The organism is Allobaculum sp. Allo2 (assembly GCF_022701175.1).
Lineage (GTDB): Bacteria > Bacillota_I > Bacilli_A > Erysipelotrichales > Erysipelotrichaceae > Allobaculum > Allobaculum fili.
Map to the genome: position 1 here is coordinate 1,628,138 of NZ_CP078088.1, position 18,220 is coordinate 1,646,357.

The following is an 18,220-nucleotide window of genomic DNA, read 5'->3' on the forward strand; positions in this document are numbered from 1 at the left end:
TGAAGCTGACGGCCTAAACAAAATGTGCAGACTATTCGTAATGAATTTCTATCCAAGGGTACTATTCGAATCGGCAGCGGCTTATAAAAAACAGTCTCATGAAAGGTAAATAATTATCATTATGAATTATTTGCGTAACGTGCTTTTCCAGTGCTCTGGTACAAAGCGATTCTATCAGGAATCGAAATTGCGAAGAGAAATTCATTAAAAATAATAAAAGAGGACTCAACGATCCCTCATCCATATTTCAACTAACCAAGGGTGGGCCGCCGCGCGAGGGCCTATGAATGAAAAAAGGCTCGTTCCCCAGCGATGATGCGGTATATAAGACTTTGTATTTGCGGATCGTGGAGCTTGAGAAGAAGTGGCAGGAACGTCGCCAGTCTGGCAGCGGAGGGCGCCCGCTATAAAGGGTCGCTTCAGAAATTTTCATTCACTCACCATTCAGCGAAGGTTTTTGCTGTTCGGTACGACCAAATATTTCAACTGCTAAAAATCGAATTTACACAGATTTCTGGACATCCCCTCAGATCCGTACCTGCTCAATTGGCTGCTTCGAATGAAAAGAGAATTGGGCATTTAAAACCCTCCAGTTTTCGCTGAAACAATATCAGCAGAAATTGAAGGGGATAAGACCGTCAAATAAGAAATTACTGTTTATGGTTATAGCGGATGAAGTTGGTCATGACATGCGCTTCTTCTTCCGGAAAACCGTATTTTTCTTTCGCGTCCTGAAGCGCGTATTAAGAAGGTCATGTTGCGGGCAAGCTGACGCATGGTGCTAAGACATTCCACATCTTCTTTCGCTTGCCCGGAGAGCCGTCCATACACCATGTTCCAGTAGTTGGACGACACAACCGGCATTCCGCCAATGGTGAGTACTTATTGAGCTCATCAAAAGTACTCGAATTTCCGCCGCGGTATGTGTCCTCCGAATTTCATCGCTTTATCAAACCGTGTGGAGTAGAACAGGTACCGCTGGAACGTATATTCGTTTACGTTTGCAAAGTAAACGGGGTATCCAATGATACAGCCGTGAATATTCTTGTTGTCGATGTGGACCATTATCGTTTCCAGACCCAGTTTTTCGAATTCTTTTCGTACTTCCTCAAGGGCGACGGCGGTCTTTCCGTTTACCTTCGGGGAGGCGTTGATCAGTCATACGTCCATTTCCTCTGAAACCCTTTCCTGGTTTCTGGAAAAATTTTTGGTCAGCCGGCAGGTCGAAAATCCGCTTTCAATATAGCCAATCAATTCGGTTGTCCGAATCGGGATGGCTCTCTTGAAGTTCGAACGAAATCTCCGGAAAGCAAGGAAGTCCGTTTTGTGAATCAAGCTCGTATCCTTCGTTTGAAAAGGACAGAACAGCCGCAAATGTACCCCTGAAAGAGAAAAGGATCGACTCAGGTACAATAGAACTGTCCAAAGCGCTGAAAACGCCTCCAAGTTACTCTAACCCGGAGGATGGTTCGAGCATTGCGCCGTGCGGACAACCAGAACAGCCCGCAATGGGGAGACAGAAAGAGGGAAGTTATCGATGATTGCCTTATACGAAAGCCGTAAGGGAACCTGGCACAAACAAGCAGAAATGCCCAATCAGGATGCAGCGATCGCCCTGCAGATTCACAATGCGACCATCGCCGTTTTGTGCGATGGGGTATCACTCAATTACCGGATGGAACCTTCGCACAGTGAAGAAGCTTCCCGATTCTGCGTGAAAGAAAGCGTCGCCTATCTTCGTTCGCATTTACACACAAATACGCCGGATGCAGAAATGGACAGCCTGCTGCGCAGTCTTTTTGTTCATGTCCGACAGGAAATGATTCGCTATTTAAACGCGAAAGGCATTGAAGAAGGCGACGCGTCCACAACAATGCTGGTCGCGATTTATCGCAAAGGAAAACTATGGGGCGGTCTGGCCGGAGACGGCGGTATTTTGTATGAACGAACCGATCGTTCGATTGCGATGATGGTTACCGAGATCAAGACGTCTTCGATGGTTTATTCGCTGCGCGATTCCAGGCACTGGGCCTTTTTCAATTCTCTGGGCTCGCCGCTTCCGGTTCGTCGCGTTTTTATCGCGACCGATGGCGTGTTCGATACGATCTGCGGCTGGAACGGCCAGGGCGTCGTCTGTCATGTGGATGAACTGTTCGACTTCTGGAACGTATCCCGTGTGAAGGAAAAACAAAGAGAGGCGTATTTAAAAGCAAGAGTGGACGAAGTCCAGTCCGGAGATGATCTCTCCGTTGCGCTGATTGAGGATTCACACTATTTCCATACAAAATGAGAACGATTAGAATATTCCAGTAAACTCAGGAAATGCGCGAAACGGCGCATTTCTTTTTGAGGCACATTTCTTTTTGAAAAGACAGGAAAGCGTCTTCGTGCATGAAAGAAGATCGATCCAAAAGCAGGAAGACGGGAAAAGAGGAAAATTTATGGCAGAAAGACTTTTTGATCATGCTGTCGATCGCTCGAGCGATCATTCGTTGAAGTATCATGCCGGTCCGATGCTGAGCGATCCGAAAATGATTCCGCTCTGGATTGCAGATATGGATTTCGCCGCACCGAAAGCCGTACGCGATGCGCTGGAAAAATGCTGCGCGCTGGGCGTATTTGGCTACACCGCCCCATGGGATAAGTATTTACAGGCGGTACAGAACTGGATGAAATCCCGCCATCATACCGCGATTGAAAAAGACTGGATCGTAACGGCGCCCGGTATTGTTCCGGCGATTAAAATCCTGATTCAGGCACTCACAAAGAGGAAGATCCAATTCTGATTTTCCCTCCGGTTTATCACCCGTTCAAAAACAGTATTGAAGAACTGAACCGTACACTGGTATGCAGTCCTTTAAAGGAAGAGAACGGCATCTATTCCATCGATTTTGAAAATCTGGAGACGCAGCTCAAAGAGAAAAAGTGCGTATGATCATCTTCTGCTCGCCGCATAATCCGACGGGAAACGTCTGGGCTAAAGAAGATCTCCAGCGTCTGGCTGCCCTTTGCAAAAGTACGATATTGTGCTGGTCAGCGATGAAATTCACATGGACTTTGATCCCGATCATCGTCATACGACCATGCTGGAAGCGGATCCGACCATTGCGGATCAGCTCGTTCTCTGCACCGCTCCATCCAAGACATTCAACCTGGCTGGTCTGCAGGATTCCAACCTGATCATCCCAGATGAAACCATTCGCAAAGCCGTACGCAAGACGATGTCACGCTGCGGTATGGGCGAGGCCAATGTTCTCGGCCTTGTCGCCTGTCAGACTGCCTACGAGCAGGGTGCCGAGTGGGTAGATGAGCTGAACGCCTGTATCCGCGAAAACGCGCGGTTTATCCAGAAGTATCTGGAAGAACACATTCCGGAAATTCGCATGGCCATTCCGCAGGGAACATACCTGTTCTGGCTCGACTGCCGAGGCCTGCAGATGAGCGATGAAGAACTGCACGACTTCTTTTTGAACAAAGCGCATCTCTGGCTCAATGACGGCGTGATGTTCGGTCAGGAAGGAAGCGGATTCATGCGTCTCAATGCCGCCTGCCCAAGATCGACGCTCAAGCGCGCGCTCGACCAGCTTGCTGATGCCTGGAACGAAAGAAGAAGAACCAGATCCCGATCGGCGATCTGTCGCTGCGATAGAAAGCCGTAAACTGGAAAGACAAAAACAGCCGCCCCTGCGAAGAAGAGAACGAAGCGTTCGTCCGGCTTTCTTCTTTGAATACGGGGCGGCTTTTCTTCTGGAAACAAGGACGACTGCAAATTGTCGAGACTGCACAATTCGAAAAAGAATTTGTCACATCCCGCTCATTTTCCATCTGCAAAGACCAACAAATGGATCGATTCTTTCTTTTTGAAACAGAAAGGCATATAATTGAGTGATTCACTATTTTATTTAGGAGATGAATGGAGGAATATTATGAGTTACGCAAGCTTCAACGATATCGTCGCACACATGAAAAACTACGGATTCGTATACCAGGGATCCGAAATCTACGGCGGCCTTGCCAATACCTGGGATTTTGGTCCGCTTGGTATCGAACTGAAAAATAATATCAAAAACGCCTGGTGGAAACGCTTCATCCAGGAACAGCCGGAAAACGTCGGCATTCAGTCGGCCATTCTGATGAACCCGCAGGTATGGGTAGCCAGCGGCCACGTCGGCGGATTCTCCGACCCGCTCATGGACTGCAAGGACTGCAAAACCCGCTACCGCGCAGATACCCTGATTGAAGACGCCACCGAGGGCAAGGTCAATCCCGCTGGATGGACCAACAAGCAGATGGAAGAATTCATCGACGAGCACGTAATTGTCTGCCCGAACTGCGGCAAGCACAACTTCACCCCGATTCGCCAGTTCAACCTGATGTTTAAAACGTTCCAGGGCGTTACCGAAGACGCGAAAAATGAAATTTATCTGCGCCCGGAAACCGCACAGGGCATTTTCGTAAACTTCAAAACGTACAGCGCACCATGCGTAAGAAACTGCCGTTTGGCGTCGGCCAGATCGGTAAATCGTTCCGTAATGAGATCACACCGGGCAACTTCATTTTCCGTACCCGTGAATTCGAACAGATGGAACTCGAATTTTTCTGCAAGCCGGGAACCGATCTGGAATGGTTCAAGAAACTCGAAGGCATGTGCGAACAGTTCCTGCATGACCTCGGCCTGACTTCCGATCGTCTGCGCCTGCGTGCTCATGATCAGGAAGAACTTTCCCACTATTCCAACGCAACCACCGATATCGAGTACCTCTTTGGCGCTCCGATCGGCTGGGGCGAACTCTGGGGTATTGCTGACCGTACCGACTTTGACCTCACAGCGCACCAGAACACATCCAAGCAGTCTCTGGAATACTTCGACCAGGAGGCCAATGAAAAATACATTCCGTATGTTATTGAACCTTCCGTCGGCGTTGAGCGTCTGATTCTTGCGGTTATGTCGCAGGCTCTCGAAAACGAACAGATTTCCGAAAAGGACAGCCGTATCGTTCTTCGCCTGCATCCTTACCTCGCTCCATATAAGGCAGCCGTTCTTCCGCTGTCCAAAAAGCTTTCCGAACAGGCCAGAGCGCTCTGCGGCGATCTCGCTCGCGACTTCTCCGTAACCTACGATGAAGCCAATAACATCGGTAAACGCTATCGTCGTCAGGATGCGATTGGTACGCCGTTCTGCATCACCGTTGACTTTGAAACGGAAAATGACGGCTGTGTAACCGTTCGTGAACGCGATTCCATGGAACAGGTCCGCATTCCGCTGACTGAAGTGAAAGACTACATCGCTTCCCGCGTTCAGTTTGCCTAGGCTCTTCCATTTCAGGCTGCTCCCGCTCTGGGAGCAGCAGCTGATTCGAGAAGAGAAATTCCTTTTGCGTATTACGAATGGTATGGGATCCATTTCGCCGCGTCGAAAAGCGAGTACCCTTCACCTCATTTTGTCATCCGCCCGGATTAAAAAGTTACGCATTTTGTTCATTTGCACAGTGAACGAAACGTCGACGTTTGAACAGGGCGAAAACGGGGCGAAAACGATACGCGACGTACGACTGCTATTTCCTTCATTTACTGATCAAAGAGCCGAATTCTGCCTCCGGCTCTTTGCTTGTTTTCATAAAACGGCGTGATCCCCCAGGGAAAGGAGCCTGAGTTTCATGCAGATTCCTGAACAGGATCTTCGTAATATTTTGGATCAGACCGATATCATTTCGGTCATTGAGCGGTATGTCCCTCTCGAAAAAAGGGAAAAGAATATCTTGGTGTCTGTCCGTTTCATGACGACCATTCGCCATCCATGCGCGTCTCCCCGGACAAGCAGATTTATAAATGCTTCAGCTGCGGCGCCGGCGGCAATGCGCTTCGCTTCATTCAGAACATTGAACATATCTCTTTTCCGGAAGCAGCGGCGAAAGCTGCCGAATGGATCGGCTATCCGCTCAACATTCAGAAGGCTGAACCGGATGAAAAGAGTGTTCAGAACCGCGACGCGTACGAAACGCTGCGCCTGTTTACGGTGTACTGTTCGTACGAGCTGTTCAGTCAGGACGGACTGAAGGCCCTGTCCTATTTGAGCGGCCGCGGCTTTTCGAAAGAAATACTGAAAGAATACGAAATCGGCTATGCGCCGGAAGCCGGCATGGTCAAGGACTATCTGACGCATCGCATTTCCGATCGAACCATGCTGGAAAAACCGGTCTGGTTCAGATTGGAACGAACGATCTCATCCCGAGCTTTTACAACCGGATTATGATTCCGATCCATGACGCCAACGGTAAGCCGGTTGGGTATACCGCCCGTATTTTGCCGCCGGCGCAGGGACCGAAGTATGTCAATACGACGTCCACGGAGCTTTACGATAAAAGTTCGCTGATTTTTAATTATCACCGCGCGAAGGATGAAGCCCGCAAAGCCGGCCGCGTCATTCTCTGCGAAGGCGCCATGGACGTACTGGGACTGGCCAAAGGCGGCTTCAAAGAAGGTATTGCCTGTCTAGGAACAGCGCTGACGGATACGCAGCTCGGCCTGATCGCCGCGCTGAACGTTCCGGTCACGCTCTTTATGACCAGGATGAGGCAGGCCAGAACGCGGTCTGGAAATTTGCGCAGAAAGTGCAGAATACCGGAATCCGCTTTTCCATCGTCGCCAATGCGCCGCGAAAAGATCCGGATGAAGTGTTCAATGCCTACGGCCGGGAAGGACTGGAACAGGCGATTGAACAGACCGTCTCGTACGCGTCCTTCGCGTTCGACTATTTAAAAAACAGTACAATCTCAACAACTACGAGGATAAGAAGCAGTACGCTCGCGCCATGGAGTCGATCATTCGAACGACCCTCGAATCGTTCGAACAGAATGCGGCGTTTGAAAAGCTGAAAGCACTGACCGGCTTTTCCTTTACCGCCGAACCCCTCAAGCCTGTCTGGCAGCCAAACCGCTTTAAAAAGGCGGAAAAGCAGCAGGGAATGCCGCTCCAGCGGTCATCCCGCCGGTTGTCAAAGGCCGTCTGCAGGCGGAAAAATCCGTCCTGTGGTCCATTCTGTTTCATGAGAGCTTTCTGAAGCAGTTTCAGGAGCAGGTCGGCTTCTTCTCGAATCCCGCCTGTTCGAGACTGTCTCTCTACATTTTGCATGCGTATAAGACCGATGCCTCGCTGGATCCGGCCATTCTGATCGAACAGATAGAAGAGCCGGATGCGCGGGATCTGCTCGTTGAACTGGCGGAATGGCCGGACTATTCTGATCTGCTTCCTCAGTTTTTCGACGATGCCGTCTGCAAAATTAAATCGGATATGTTATCGCACAAGATCGATTCCCTGACGAGGCAAATTCGTCAGGCGAGAGATCTGAGCGAAAAAATAGAACTGACCAAAACGAAACAGTCGCTGGTTCTCGAAAAGAACCGGCTCAAAAAGACGGTCCAGTTCTGAGCTGCACGAATGGACCGTTCTATTCACGGCATGCGTCTTTGTTAAACCGCACGCTGTCCATCGCCTCGCTGTCCATTTCGCACATGGATGGCGGGCGAATTTTCATAATTGGAAAAAGAAACATAGAAAGGAACCTGATACGATGACCAGAAAAGCCAGGAAATTCCGTTCGCTCGATGAAGCGAAAGAGTATCTGCTTTCTATGAGAGATCAGAAAGAAGCGGTTGATCTTTGTGACTTTCAGGAGATGATTACTTCCCTTGATCTGAGTGATGAAGAAAATGAGGATCTGTTTGAATGGATCCGAAACAGCCAGGTCCTCGAACTCGATTCGGATACGGAGGGACTCGAAGCCGACGACCTCGATGACGAGCCTGTCCGTTCCAGAAAGGACCCCTTTCCCGAAGACTTCGGCGAAGCTCTGGAAGGAAGACTGGATCAGGAGCTTAAGGTAGACCAGGAAGAAGAATTAGAAGAAGAACTGGAAAGCGAAAGCACTCAGGAAGAAGAGGAGAACTTCAGCCAAACCGCAAAGTCGCGCAGGGCCTCTTATGACGAGATTGAAAAACTCGAAAAGGCATTTGAGGAAAATTCCAAAAATCGCAGCAGCGATCCCGTACGCATGTATTTGCGCGAAATCGGTCAGATTCCTCTGCTCACCGCCCAGCAGGAAAAGGAAGCCGCCAAAGGCTACCAGGAAGAAGGACGCAAGGAATGCCGCGATCTGCTGATCAATTCCAACCTGCGTCTAGTCGTTTCCATTGCCAAAAAGTTCAACGGGCGCGGCCTGCCGCTGCTCGATCTGATTCAGGAAGGAAACTGCGGCTTGATCAAGGCGGTCGAAAAATTCGACTACAAGCGCGGATTTAAGTTTTCAACGTACGCGACCTGGTGGATCCGCCAGTCCATTACGAGAGCCATCGCTGACCAGTCCAAGACGATTCGCATTCCGGTCCATATGACCGAGACGATCAACAAGCTGACGCGTATTCAGCGTCAGCTCATTCAGAGATCTGGGACGCGATCCGCTTCCGGAAGAAATTGCGGAAAAGCTTCCGAATATGAAACCGGAAAAAGTCCGTGAAATTCAGCGGATCGCTCTTGAACCGGTTTCGCTCGAAACGCCGATCGGCGAAGAAGACGATTCGCATCTTGGCGATTTCATTGAAGACAAAACGTCCATTTCTCCAGTGGAATACACCCACAACCAGCTGCTCAAGGACGAAATCGCGCTCGCGTTAGAAACGCTGAACAAAAGGGAAGAGGAAGTCATCATGATGCGCTACGGCCTCCATGACGGTCAGCCCTGTACCCTGGAAGAAGTCGGACAGGCGTTTTCGCTGACGCGCGAACGCATTCGCCAGATTGAAGTCAAGGCGCTGCGCAAGCTCAAAAGCCCCGCCCGCTCCAAACGGCTGAAGGATTTTAAACAGTAATGGAAATTCAGAAACTCCCCGGACTTTCGACGCTATCCAAACGCCTGAAGATTCTGGCGCAGGAAGTCGAAGGTCCAGTACTTGCGGATATCGGCTGTGATCACGGTTTCGTATGCATTCAGGCTCTTCTAAACGGCAAAGTGCAGAAAGCCTATGCCTGTGATTTGCGGGAAGGCCCGCTCGAATCAGCCAGAGCCAATGTCGCTCAGGCGGGTCTTAGCGATCGGATCTTCTGCCGCCTTCGAAACGGGATCGAAGGATTAGAAGACGATGTGAATCAGATTCTGATCGCCGGCATGGGCGGTACGCAGATCGAACAGATTCTTGCGGCCAGTCCGCTTCCGGATCGAGTATCGTCCCTGCTGCTTTCTCCGCATAAGGATACCGAACATCTGCGCCAGTGGCTCTGTGATCATGGCTTTACCATTGTCCGCGAGCGGATGATTCAGGACGGCCATTTTTATCCGCTGCTTTATGTACGCCCTCCAAAAGCAGAGAAGCAATCGCCGGCGGTCGATGGTACGCTGTCGCCTCAGGCCCTGTATTTTGGCGTTCATCCAAAACGGAACGCGGATTATGATGCGTGGCTGTTGTGGCGGCTTAACAAATGGAAAACCATCTGTAAAACCATGCCGGAAGATAAGAAAGCACCGTTTCTGCAGAAAATCGAGATGGCAAGATCCCTCCAGAATCTCTCAGACGGATCTGTCTCATCTACACTGGATCCAGAGAAGGAATAAGCGTCCAAAACCGGTCCAGCTGCTTTTTCACCACAGGAAATGAACAGGCTATCGTCAGGAACTGAATTCCTTACGGCAGCTTTTCCTTTGTCTGGACTGAGCCGTTTTGCGGCGCAGACGACGTGAAAAAGCGGAAATCCAAAGGAGATCCCCGCTGAACTGCGAATGGAGCAGCGCAAATCGATAGTGATCTGGTTTCTGTGAGTGAATTGAAACAGTAAATGCAGCCATTGAACGGATAAAAATGAGCTGTTTTTGTCAATTGAAAACTGGTCCAGGCGCGTAACTGAAAGGCTGGCCCGTGAATGGAATATCACGGTGGAAGAAATGCGGGCAATTCTCTCGGCCCGCATTGAGGCCGGAATGAATGACCCTGACCCGAAGAAGCGGGTGCAATGGGAAAGGATATCCCGCGCCGGGACGATACCTGCGCCGGAAGAGCGGCTTCGGCAGGCGGTAGAGCCGATCGAAGCCGAAGGGTGCGGCGATCTGCTTCGATGGTATCCGATTTTATGAGCAAGGGTGCATTTTTAAGAGCGGGATTTTGAATAATGGCAAGAATGAAAAACAGCAGGTTTGCGCATCGCTATGTGCCGCCTGCTGTTTTTCGTATCTATTTCTCTGTCTGTACAAATTTTGTCCTTTCTGATGAATTCAACTGGATTGAATTTTTCTTCTGTCCAGTATCCCGGGTTCGAAAAGCGTTTGCAATATATAGATGATAATAGAAATCAAACTATACGAATAATCAATAAAAACAGTATAAATAGAAATGCGCTTGCGGAAGCGGAAATTCCGTTTTCTTCGTTCGTTTCGGCTTCAAATCTGTGTACGATAAAAGAAGACGATTGAAAAACCAGACAGCAGGCAGGAGGGACACGTATGCCATTTAAGCTCATTCGAAATGATATTACGGAAATGCACGTCGACGCCATTGTGAACGCGGCTAATCGATCACTGGCCCAGGGCGGCGGCGTGTGCGGGACCATCTTTCAGAAAGCAGGCGCGGCAAAAATGGCAAAAGCCTGCAAGCCTCTGGCACCCATTTCGACCGGACAGGCGGTTCTTACGCCTGGATTTGCGCTGCCGGCAAGATACGTCATTCATGCGGCAGGTCCAGTTTTTGCGAGTTACACTCCAGAAGAGGCGAGATCCCTGCTTGCCAGAACCTATCAGAGTGCTTTGCAGCTGGCCGATGAAAATGAGATCCGCAGTCTTGCCTTTCCTCTGATTTCCAGCGGAATTTACGGCTTTCCTAAAGACCAGGCGCTTCAGGTCGCCATGACGACCATTCTGGATTTTCTGAAAGATCATGAGATGGATGTCTATCTGGTGGTGTTTAACCGGGAATCCTTCGCGCAAAGTCGAAAACTGGCCGGTGAAGTGGAAAGCTATATTGAAGACAATTATGCGGAAGAACATACTGACCGATCACGGTCGGAATCCTTTGAACTGGATGATTTTGAACTGGATGATGAGGAAGAGCTTGTCCACGCCGCACCTTCACTCGTTGAAGCGCCTCATTTTGCAACTGCTGCCGCAGCAGAAGGAATGCCTGAAGACGAGGAAGACCATTTTATCGTCGATGAACCGTTTAATCAGAAGCTTTTCCATCTGATTGATGCCAAAGGCATGAGCGATGTGGATGTATATAAGCGGGCCAATCTCGATCGCAAGCTCTTTTCCAAAATCCGAAGCCGCAAAAACTACATCCCCAGCAAGAAAACGATCCTGTCTTTGGCCATAGCGCTGAAGCTTACTCTCCAGGAAACCGATGAGCTGCTCGAAAGTGCGGGCTACGCTCTGTCGCGTTCGCTGCTGTTCGATGTGATTGTTGAATTCTTTATCCAGAAGCAGAAATACGACATTTTTAAAATAAATGAGGTTCTCTTTCTCTACGATCAGCCGCTGCTCGTGCTCGCTCTGATGCTCAGACAGCCGGCCAATTGGATGTCGCCGTACCGTTTTAAATGTCGCTTTTCGGGCGACCTGAAGAAAAGCCTTCTTTTGTAGGATGGATTCATCCAGAAAAGGAGGTTTTCTTCTATGACAGCAGGATTAACTGAACTTGTTTTTATTCTCGATCAGAGCGGCTCCATGTACAATCTGACCGAAGATACGATTGGAGGTTTCAACTCCATGCTCGAAAAGCAGCGTCATGTAAAAGGCGACTGCAAAGTCACAACGGTTCTCTTCAACGACAGGGCGCATACAATCCACAACCGCCTCGATCTTCAGGCAGTGCGTCCTATGACCCGTAAAGACTACATACCGCACGGGTCTACCGCACTCTATGATGCGGTAGGAAGGACGATGGATTCGATCATCGCGTCACAGCGGCACATGAATCCGAAATACCGAGCTAGCCAGGTGATGTTTGTCATCATTACGGACGGATTGGAAAACGACAGCATGTACTATTCCGCCAGCCAGATTCGAAAGATGATTGAGTACGAAAAAGAAAAATACGGCTGGAAATTTATTTTCCTCGGCGCCAATATCGATGCCGAAAAAGCAGGCTCCGAGATCGGAATTGATGCCCGATTCACCGCAAGCTACGTACCCGATGCGGAAGGGACAGAGCTGAATTTTGAGGCGGTCAGCGCTGCAGCGGCCTGTGTACGGGAGAGCGGTATTCTGGAGGAAGACTGCCTCAATGAAATCCGCAGCGATGAAAAGAAACGAAATCGAAGACGCTTTTAAAGATCTTCGCGTATTCCGAAGATGAAGAGACAGCATGGAAACCGAAAAGACAGCCGCAGCTGCCCTCAGGCATAGGAAATCAAGTCTAATAAAGAAAAACGTTCAGGTGTTCGCTTCACTCGCAAAGGCGAGGCGAAATCTGAACGTTTTTCTTTAATAGGACTTCGAATCAGGAATAGAAAGGGGAATCCTGCGGGGACGATCGGCGGTGCGGGTATTCAGCAGCCTGCGACGAATCGCCGGCGGCAAGAAGACAGAGAGGAGGCGGTCTAAAGCAAAGGAAAAGGCTCTGAGACCTCTGCATGTGCTGCAGAAGATCAGAGCCTTGTATTCGGGATACAAAGAGAAAGCATTAGTTCTTCTTTTTCAGAATCAGCGATTCGTACGGACGCAGGGCGAGAGCATCCGGATCAAAATCACTGTAGTTGGACAGGATTCGCTCGTATTCATGAAGATCGAGCGAAAGGGAGCGGGGTGTCCGAAAAAATTGTGGACGCATAAAATTTCTTCGCTATCGAGTTCTCGCACATAGGCGTAGAGATTTTTGTCCGTTTGAAGGAGCGTTCTGGTCGTTCCGTGCTGCAGGATGGGATTTGTTTTCTTGAGCGCGATGAGTTTCTTGTAGTAGTCATAGATGGAGTCTTCTTCCTGTAAAACCGACTCTGCATTGACGGTTTCGAGATTGTCGTTGAGGCGAAGCCAGGGCTGGCCGCTTGTAAACCCGGCGTTTGTCCCATTCGTCCACTGCATGGGCGTACGGCCGTTGTCGCGGCTTTTGCCTGGAGAATGGCGAGAATTTCGTCATCGCTCTTATGCTGCTCGTGTTTGAGCATGTCCGCCGCGTTGTGCGATTCAACGTCGTCATAGTCCGCGACAGAACGGCTGTTGAGATTGGTCATGCCGATTTCATCACCGTACAGGAAATACGGAGTACCGCGGCGGGTAAAGATCACCGATGCCAGCATTTTTGCGGATTCCTTCGGGTAATGGACGGGATCGCCAAAGCGGGAAAGGGCTCTTGGCTGATCGTGGCAGTTCCAGAACAGCGCGTTCCAGCCGCCTTCTTCTTCCATTTTCACATCCCATTCAAAGAAGAGATCTTTCAGTTCCTGAAAGTCGAAGGGCATGAGCGTCCATTTCTGCTTATCCTTGTAGTCGACTTTCAGATGATGAAAGTTAAAGCACATGGAAAGCTCTTCGTTTTCGGGTTTCGAATAGCCGGAACACTTTTCCACGGACGTTGCGGACATTTCGCCGACCGTCAGGACATCCGCATTGCCTAGCGCTTCGACATGCAGCTGATGAAGATAGTCGTTGACTTTCGGACCATCGGTATAAAATTCCTTGCCTTCGCTGCCTTCCGGTGCGTCTTCAAACGCCATTTTGTCAATCAGGTTTACGACATCAAAACGGAAGCCTTTGACCCCTTTTCTATCCAGAATTTCAGAACATTGACCAGTTCGTTTCGCACATCCGGATTGGCCAGATTCAGATCCGCCTGGGTAGGATCGAACAGGTGCAGATAGTATTCGTCAAATTTTTCGACATACTGCCAGGCTGGGCCGCCGAATTTGGACGGCCAGTTGGTGGGCAGATGACCGTCTTTTCCTTTTTCCAGATGTAGTAGTCCTTATACTTCCTGTTGCCGGCCAGAGCTTTCTGAAACCATTCGTGCTCGGTTGACGTGTGGTTGAATACCATATCGAGCATGATGCCGATTCCGCGCTTTCCGGCTTCACTGACCAGCGTTTCGAAATCGTCCATCGTGCCGTAGTCGGGGTTGATGGCGGTGTAATTGCTGACATCGTACCCGTTATCCTTTTGCGGGGAGGGAAAGATCGGGTTGAACCAGATCATGGTGATGCCAAGATCCTGCAAATAATCCAGATGTGAGGTAATGCCGTTCAAATCCCCGCGTCCGTTTCCGGTGGTATCCTGAAAGGACTTGGGATAAATCTGATACACGACTTGTTTTGAGCAGTCCATACATTTCCTTTCCATAATCAGTTCCAAAGTGCAGTTCAGAGGGTCATCGCAGACTTATGAAAAGTCAGCGATGTAAAGGTTAAAATGATTTTGTTTCGCTGCGTCTTTTAAAAGACTGCGTTTTTAAATGCTGGAAGAAGGGAGAATAACGGCAGCCGGTTCGGAGGCTTCCACCTTTCCGTCAGCCAGCAGCTTCACGTTCTGACCGCTGGTGACCACGACAGGGAGATAACCGACTTGCCGGCAGCGCGGATCGCGTTCAGATCCATTTCCACCATGGGATCGCCGGCGGTAACCAGATCGCCCTGTTTTACACGCATTGTAAAGCCTTCGCCGTTCAGTTCCACGGTATCCATGACCAGATGGATCAGGACTTCTTCGCCTTTCTGCGTTTTAAGACCAATCGCATGTTTTGTCGGGAAGACCATCATGACTTCCGCATTGCACGGAGCAAGCACAAGTCCGTCTTCTGGATCGATCGCAAAGCCCTGGCCCATGGCGCCGGAAGCGAATACCTGGTCTTTGATTTCGGATAAAGGAAGCAGAGTTCCGCGCATCGGAGCGTTCAGGATTACGTCTTTGTCTGCCTGCTCGAGGGTGAGCCTGTTTTCTTTCTGCGCCTGTCCATAGCGGACTTCATCAGAGAGATGGGTTTTGCCCCAGATTACGGTAAGAACAAACGGGATAACGATCGCAATGACCATCGCAATCAGGAATAAGCCCCAGTATTGCGGAAAGATGGAAAGAATGCCAGGCAGACCGCCCACACCGATGGAAACGGCGCTGATGCCAAAGCCAACGGAGAACATGGCTGCGATCGAGCTGCCGATCATGCCGCAGATAATCGGGAAGCCGTATTTCAGGTTGATACCAAATAATGCCGGTTCAGTAACGCCAAGGTAGCAGGAGATGGCTGCTGGAAGAGAAACCTGCTGGATACGTTCGTTTTTACGGGTGAGGAAAGAGAAGCCAAGAACGGCAGAGCCCTGTGCAATGTTGCTTAAGGCGATCATCGGCCAGAGGATCGTTCCGCCATACGAGCTGATCAGCTGCGGACATATGATGCAGACCGGTAATAACGAGCGGGGCATAGAGCAGGCCAAACACACCAGCGAACAGCCATCCAAACGGATTCATGAGTCCGGCGTAAACGGCTTTGGAAATCCAGTCGCCCAGAACCCAGCCGATTGGACCAACGCTCGTATGCGCAATCAGAACCGCCAGAACGATGGAGCAGAAGGGAACGACGATGATGGAAACAATTGCGGGCGTGATCTTCTGGAAGAAGCGCTCGAGATAGACGAGGATGAAGCCGGCCATAATCGCGGGGATGACCTGTGCCTGATAGCCGATCATACGAACCGTCGCAAAGCCAAAATTCCAGACTGGAATATCTGCCACCGGCGTAGAAGCTACCGCGTAGGCGTTTAAGAGCTGCGGAGAAACGAGAGTAATACCGAGGATAATGCCGAGCACCTGACTGGTCCTCATCTTGCGGGTAATCGACCAGGTGATGGCTACCGGCAAATAGTGGAAGATAGCTTCGCCAATCAGCCACAGGAAGCTGTCGACGCCGCTCCTTTCCATACTCGATTGCATGCCTGCTGGCACGACGTGCGGTATGCGCGCCGTTCAAAATCTGCTGCAATCATTTATAAGAGGCATCGTACCATTTATAACCGGCCTGTATTTTATTTTGATCTGTCTGGATTGGCCGGCAGCGGGCAGCTGTTTCGATTTGTGCCGGGATTACTTGTTCAGCCCCTGGTCGATCTGATGCAGGCGCTCGATCGTTTCGTTTTTCAGAAATTCCGGGGTGCTGGCACCTGATGTTACCGCGACTTTCTGGATTCTGGCAAAGTCGAATCCGTCCAGTCCGCTCGCACTTTCAATCTGAAGAACATGGGGAATTCCAGCTTCCAGACCCGTCTGAGCCAGTTTGCGGGTGTTGTTGCTTTTGGGATCGCCGATCACGACGAGCAGATCATAGCCCTGATCCTTTAAATTCATGACGGCCTGCTGCCGCAGTCTTGTCGCATTGCAGATTTCGGACCCAAATTCGGCCTGCGGATACTTCTGCGCGATTCGATCAAACAGATCTTTTAAGCCCGAGACGGACATGGTGGTCTGATTTGTGACGAAAATCTTACCGGTTACCCCTTCCGGAATGTCCTCTTCCGTTTCAATCAGATAAAAGGCAGGCCGTTCGGACGGGTTCGATGGGGCATCGCTTTCCAGACGGCAGTCCATGGCGGCTTCCGCTTCGGGATGCGCTTTGATACCGATATAAAAAGCGTATAACCTTCCTTGCGTTTCTGGGCAATCAGTTTCTGTGTGGAAAGGACATACGGACAGGACGCGTCGATGCAGACCATTCCTTTTTCTCTGGCCTTTTCCCGAACCGCATTGCTGACGCCATGGGCGGTAAAGATGACCAGACCGTCATCAATCTGATCGAGCAGCTCCAGCCGGGTTTTGCCTTTGGCTTCCAGAATATGGAGTCCCTGGGCTTCGAGATGACTGTTGACAAACGAATTGTGGACGAGCGATCCGAGAACGGTAATCTTTTCACCTGGATGTTCGCTCACGATTTTTTCGGCCAGACGGATCGCCTGATTGACACCGCCGCAAAATCCCTGAACGGGAACTTCAAAAATTTCCATAGGTCAGCTCCTGAATGGCCGGTTTTTCGACCGGACTGTACAATTGAGAGGATGGGCATCAAATCATGATACCTTCTTAAATATGCCACAATATACAGGAAGAGGTGTTTCTGTGAATCGTATAGAAGAAATTATGAAAATTGAGGGGTTTAAAACACTCACCCCGATTCAAAAAGCGGTAGTTGAACGCAAGGATAAAAACCGGGATCTGATCGGTATTTCCACGACCGGATCCGGTAAGTCGCATGCCTTTTTCATGCCGATCTTTGAGCGGATCGATCCCGATCTCGATCAGGTTCAGGCGGTAATTTCCGTTCCAACCCGCGAACTGGCCTGGCAGCTGTATGAGCGTTCCAAAAAATTTCCGCTCATTTTGGCGTTCGTACGGCCCTGATTACCGGCGGACAGGAAAAGAAAGAAGGCGGTCTCACCCCGCAGATTGTCATCGGTACGCCGGGGCGCATGAAAGACCAGTTTCTCGACGACAAGACCCTTCGTCTCGATACAGCGAAAATCATGGTCATCGACGAAGCGGATATGACGATGGAATTTGGCTTTCTTGAAGATGTGGACGCGATTCTTTCCCATATGAAGGACGATGTCACCGTTATGGTTTTCTCGGCGACGATCCCGGAAATGCTTCAGCCGTTCCTGAAAAAGTACCTGACCAATCCGGAACTGATTCGCATCGGAAGCGATGAAGACTTTGCGGCACAGATCCGTCACATTCTCATTGATCGCAAGCACAAAACGGATGCGCAGCGAGTCGAAGATGTACTCAGTGCAATTCATCCGTACGTCTGCCTGATCTTTACCAATACCAACCAGGAAGCCGCCGCGCTCGCTAAGGAACTGCGCAATGACGGCTACGACCTCGTCGAACTGCACGGGGACCTCGAAGCCCGTGAAAGAACGAAGGCCATCCGCACCATTCAGTCCCAGAAAAAGTCGTACATCGTCGCTTCGGATATCGCCTCGCGCGGTATTGACCTCGAGGGCATCACCCATGTCATTTCGGTCGGCTTCCCGAAAGAACTGCCGTTTTACAAGCATCGCGCCGGCCGTACCGGCCGTGCCGGAAGAGACGGCATGGCCATCGCGATTTATTCACCCAAAGACGCCAAAGCCATTGCGACCTTAAAGAAGCAGGGAATTGTCTTTGAAGAAATGGACGTAAAAACGGCGAACTCGTTCCCGTTAAGGATCGTGCAGCCCGTCCAAAGAAAGCTGATCCGCTCGCAAAGGAAGTTTCCCGTCTGACCGG

The 18,220-nt window shown here is 50.2% G+C and carries 14 protein-coding genes and 7 pseudogenes; 16 read left to right on the top strand and 5 right to left on the bottom strand.

The features are described 5' to 3' along the window. Positions 1-1,537: 1,537 nt before the first annotated feature. The 4 genes and pseudogenes from KWG61_RS09095 (at position 1,538) to KWG61_RS09110 (ending at position 5,311) form a co-directional block, all read left to right on the top strand. Positions 1,538-2,290, top strand: coding sequence for a protein phosphatase 2C domain-containing protein (locus KWG61_RS09095; RefSeq protein ID WP_230267965.1), 753 nt, complete (start codon positions 1,538-1,540; stop codon positions 2,288-2,290). 151 nt (positions 2,291-2,441) lie between these two features. Then, positions 2,442-2,786 carry a hypothetical protein gene (locus KWG61_RS09100; protein WP_242743514.1) on the top strand — a complete coding sequence of 115 codons (345 nt, stop codon included), beginning with the start codon at positions 2,442-2,444 and terminating at the stop codon, positions 2,784-2,786. Between the two features lie 145 nt (positions 2,787-2,931). Beyond that, a pseudogene (locus tag KWG61_RS09105) lies at positions 2,932-3,659 on the top strand (MalY/PatB family protein). 267 nt (positions 3,660-3,926) lie between these two features. Beyond that, positions 3,927-5,311 (top strand): annotated as a pseudogene (locus tag KWG61_RS09110) (glycine--tRNA ligase). Positions 5,312-5,564: 253 nt separating this feature from the next. Here KWG61_RS09110 and KWG61_RS09115 read toward each other — a convergent pair. Beyond that, on the bottom strand, positions 5,565-5,795 hold the full coding sequence (locus tag KWG61_RS09115; RefSeq protein ID WP_242743516.1) for a hypothetical protein: 231 nt from the start codon (positions 5,793-5,795) through the stop codon (positions 5,565-5,567). Positions 5,796-5,797: 2 nt separating this feature from the next. Here KWG61_RS09115 and KWG61_RS09120 point away from each other — a divergent pair, with 2 nt between their 5' ends. From KWG61_RS09120 to KWG61_RS09160, 10 genes and pseudogenes are all read left to right on the top strand, one after another. Further along, a complete protein-coding gene (locus KWG61_RS09120) occupies positions 5,798-6,253 on the top strand; it encodes a CHC2 zinc finger domain-containing protein (protein WP_256460658.1) in 456 nt (151 codons plus the stop codon). Further along, a pseudogene (locus KWG61_RS17395) lies at positions 6,208-6,528 on the top strand (toprim domain-containing protein); the annotation flags it as partial. The gene KWG61_RS09120 and the pseudogene KWG61_RS17395, both read left to right, overlap by 46 nt. Before the next feature lie 83 nt (positions 6,529-6,611). Continuing rightward, positions 6,612-6,875: a hypothetical protein gene (locus KWG61_RS17400; RefSeq protein WP_367614174.1), complete on the top strand. Its 264-nt coding sequence runs from the start codon at positions 6,612-6,614 to the stop codon at positions 6,873-6,875. After that, a complete protein-coding gene (locus KWG61_RS09130; protein WP_242743517.1) occupies positions 6,812-7,060 on the top strand; it encodes a hypothetical protein in 249 nt (82 codons plus the stop codon). The genes KWG61_RS17400 and KWG61_RS09130 overlap by 64 nt, the downstream gene beginning before the upstream one ends. 65 nt (positions 7,061-7,125) lie before the next feature. Then, on the top strand, positions 7,126-7,428 hold the full coding sequence (locus KWG61_RS09135) for a hypothetical protein (RefSeq protein ID WP_242743518.1): 303 nt from the start codon (positions 7,126-7,128) through the stop codon (positions 7,426-7,428). A 202-nt stretch (positions 7,429-7,630) separates the two neighbouring features. Beyond that, positions 7,631-8,864: pseudogene (gene rpoD / locus KWG61_RS09140) on the top strand (RNA polymerase sigma factor RpoD). Continuing rightward, on the top strand, positions 8,864-9,604 hold the full coding sequence (locus KWG61_RS09145; protein ID WP_230267960.1) for a class I SAM-dependent methyltransferase: 741 nt from the start codon (positions 8,864-8,866) through the stop codon (positions 9,602-9,604). Before rpoD ends, KWG61_RS09145 begins: the two are co-directional and overlap by 1 nt. 327 nt (positions 9,605-9,931) lie before the next feature. Continuing rightward, complete coding sequence (locus KWG61_RS09150) at positions 9,932-10,120, top strand: hypothetical protein (protein WP_242743519.1); 189 nt, start codon at positions 9,932-9,934, stop codon at positions 10,118-10,120. Between the two features lie 366 nt (positions 10,121-10,486). After that, the gene (locus tag KWG61_RS09155) at positions 10,487-11,617 is read left to right on the top strand and encodes a macro domain-containing protein (protein WP_242743520.1); all 1,131 of its coding nucleotides are present in this window, start codon (positions 10,487-10,489) and stop codon (positions 11,615-11,617) included. Between the two features lie 33 nt (positions 11,618-11,650). Continuing rightward, positions 11,651-12,307 carry a vWA domain-containing protein gene (locus KWG61_RS09160; protein WP_230267957.1) on the top strand — a complete coding sequence of 219 codons (657 nt, stop codon included), beginning with the start codon at positions 11,651-11,653 and terminating at the stop codon, positions 12,305-12,307. A gap of 446 nt (positions 12,308-12,753) precedes the next feature. Here the strand turns inward: KWG61_RS09160 and KWG61_RS17405 are convergent. The 4 genes and pseudogenes from KWG61_RS17405 to ispH form a co-directional block, all read right to left on the bottom strand. Further along, positions 12,754-14,308: pseudogene (locus KWG61_RS17405) on the bottom strand (alpha,alpha-phosphotrehalase). Positions 14,309-14,487: 179 nt separating this feature from the next. Next, positions 14,488-15,306 carry a glucose PTS transporter subunit IIA gene (locus KWG61_RS09170; RefSeq protein ID WP_242743521.1) on the bottom strand — a complete coding sequence of 273 codons (819 nt, stop codon included), beginning with the start codon at positions 15,304-15,306 and terminating at the stop codon, positions 14,488-14,490. Then, complete coding sequence (locus KWG61_RS09175; RefSeq protein ID WP_230267955.1) at positions 15,242-15,880, bottom strand: PTS transporter subunit EIIC; 639 nt, start codon at positions 15,878-15,880, stop codon at positions 15,242-15,244. Before KWG61_RS09175 ends, KWG61_RS09170 begins: the two co-directional genes overlap by 65 nt. 162 nt (positions 15,881-16,042) lie before the next feature. Beyond that, a pseudogene (gene ispH, locus KWG61_RS17410) lies at positions 16,043-16,956 on the bottom strand (4-hydroxy-3-methylbut-2-enyl diphosphate reductase). Between the two features lie 133 nt (positions 16,957-17,089). Here ispH and KWG61_RS09190 point away from each other — a divergent pair. Continuing rightward, positions 17,090-17,535, top strand: a pseudogene (locus tag KWG61_RS09190) (DEAD/DEAH box helicase family protein); the annotation flags it as partial. Between the two features lie 57 nt (positions 17,536-17,592). Beyond that, positions 17,593-18,216, top strand: coding sequence for a C-terminal helicase domain-containing protein (locus KWG61_RS09195; RefSeq protein WP_242745622.1), 624 nt, complete (start codon positions 17,593-17,595; stop codon positions 18,214-18,216). Positions 18,217-18,220: the final 4 nt, after the last annotated feature.

Bases quoted from the DNA above. Each gene is read 5' to 3' on its own strand.
- KWG61_RS09100 (WP_242743514.1), top strand. From the start codon at position 2,442: ATGGCAGAAAGACTTTTTGATCATGCTGTCGATCGCTCGAGCGATCAT.
- KWG61_RS09115 (WP_242743516.1), bottom strand. From the start codon at position 5,795: ATGGCGAATGGTCGTCATGAAACGGACAGACACCAAGATATTCTTTTC.
- KWG61_RS09195 (WP_242745622.1), top strand. From the start codon at position 17,593: ATGCTTCAGCCGTTCCTGAAAAAGTACCTGACCAATCCGGAACTGATT.
- KWG61_RS09120 (WP_256460658.1), top strand. From the start codon at position 5,798: ATGCGCGTCTCCCCGGACAAGCAGATTTATAAATGCTTCAGCTGCGGC.
- KWG61_RS09145 (WP_230267960.1), top strand. From the start codon at position 8,864: ATGGAAATTCAGAAACTCCCCGGACTTTCGACGCTATCCAAACGCCTG.
- KWG61_RS09170 (WP_242743521.1), bottom strand. From the start codon at position 15,306: ATGATCGCCTTAAGCAACATTGCACAGGGCTCTGCCGTTCTTGGCTTC.
- KWG61_RS09155 (WP_242743520.1), top strand. From the start codon at position 10,487: ATGCCATTTAAGCTCATTCGAAATGATATTACGGAAATGCACGTCGAC.
- KWG61_RS09150 (WP_242743519.1), top strand. From the start codon at position 9,932: ATGCGGGCAATTCTCTCGGCCCGCATTGAGGCCGGAATGAATGACCCT.
- KWG61_RS09160 (WP_230267957.1), top strand. From the start codon at position 11,651: ATGACAGCAGGATTAACTGAACTTGTTTTTATTCTCGATCAGAGCGGC.
- KWG61_RS09175 (WP_230267955.1), bottom strand. From the start codon at position 15,880: ATGGAAAGGAGCGGCGTCGACAGCTTCCTGTGGCTGATTGGCGAAGCT.
- KWG61_RS09130 (WP_242743517.1), top strand. From the start codon at position 6,812: ATGGAGTCGATCATTCGAACGACCCTCGAATCGTTCGAACAGAATGCG.
- KWG61_RS09095 (WP_230267965.1), top strand. From the start codon at position 1,538: ATGATTGCCTTATACGAAAGCCGTAAGGGAACCTGGCACAAACAAGCA.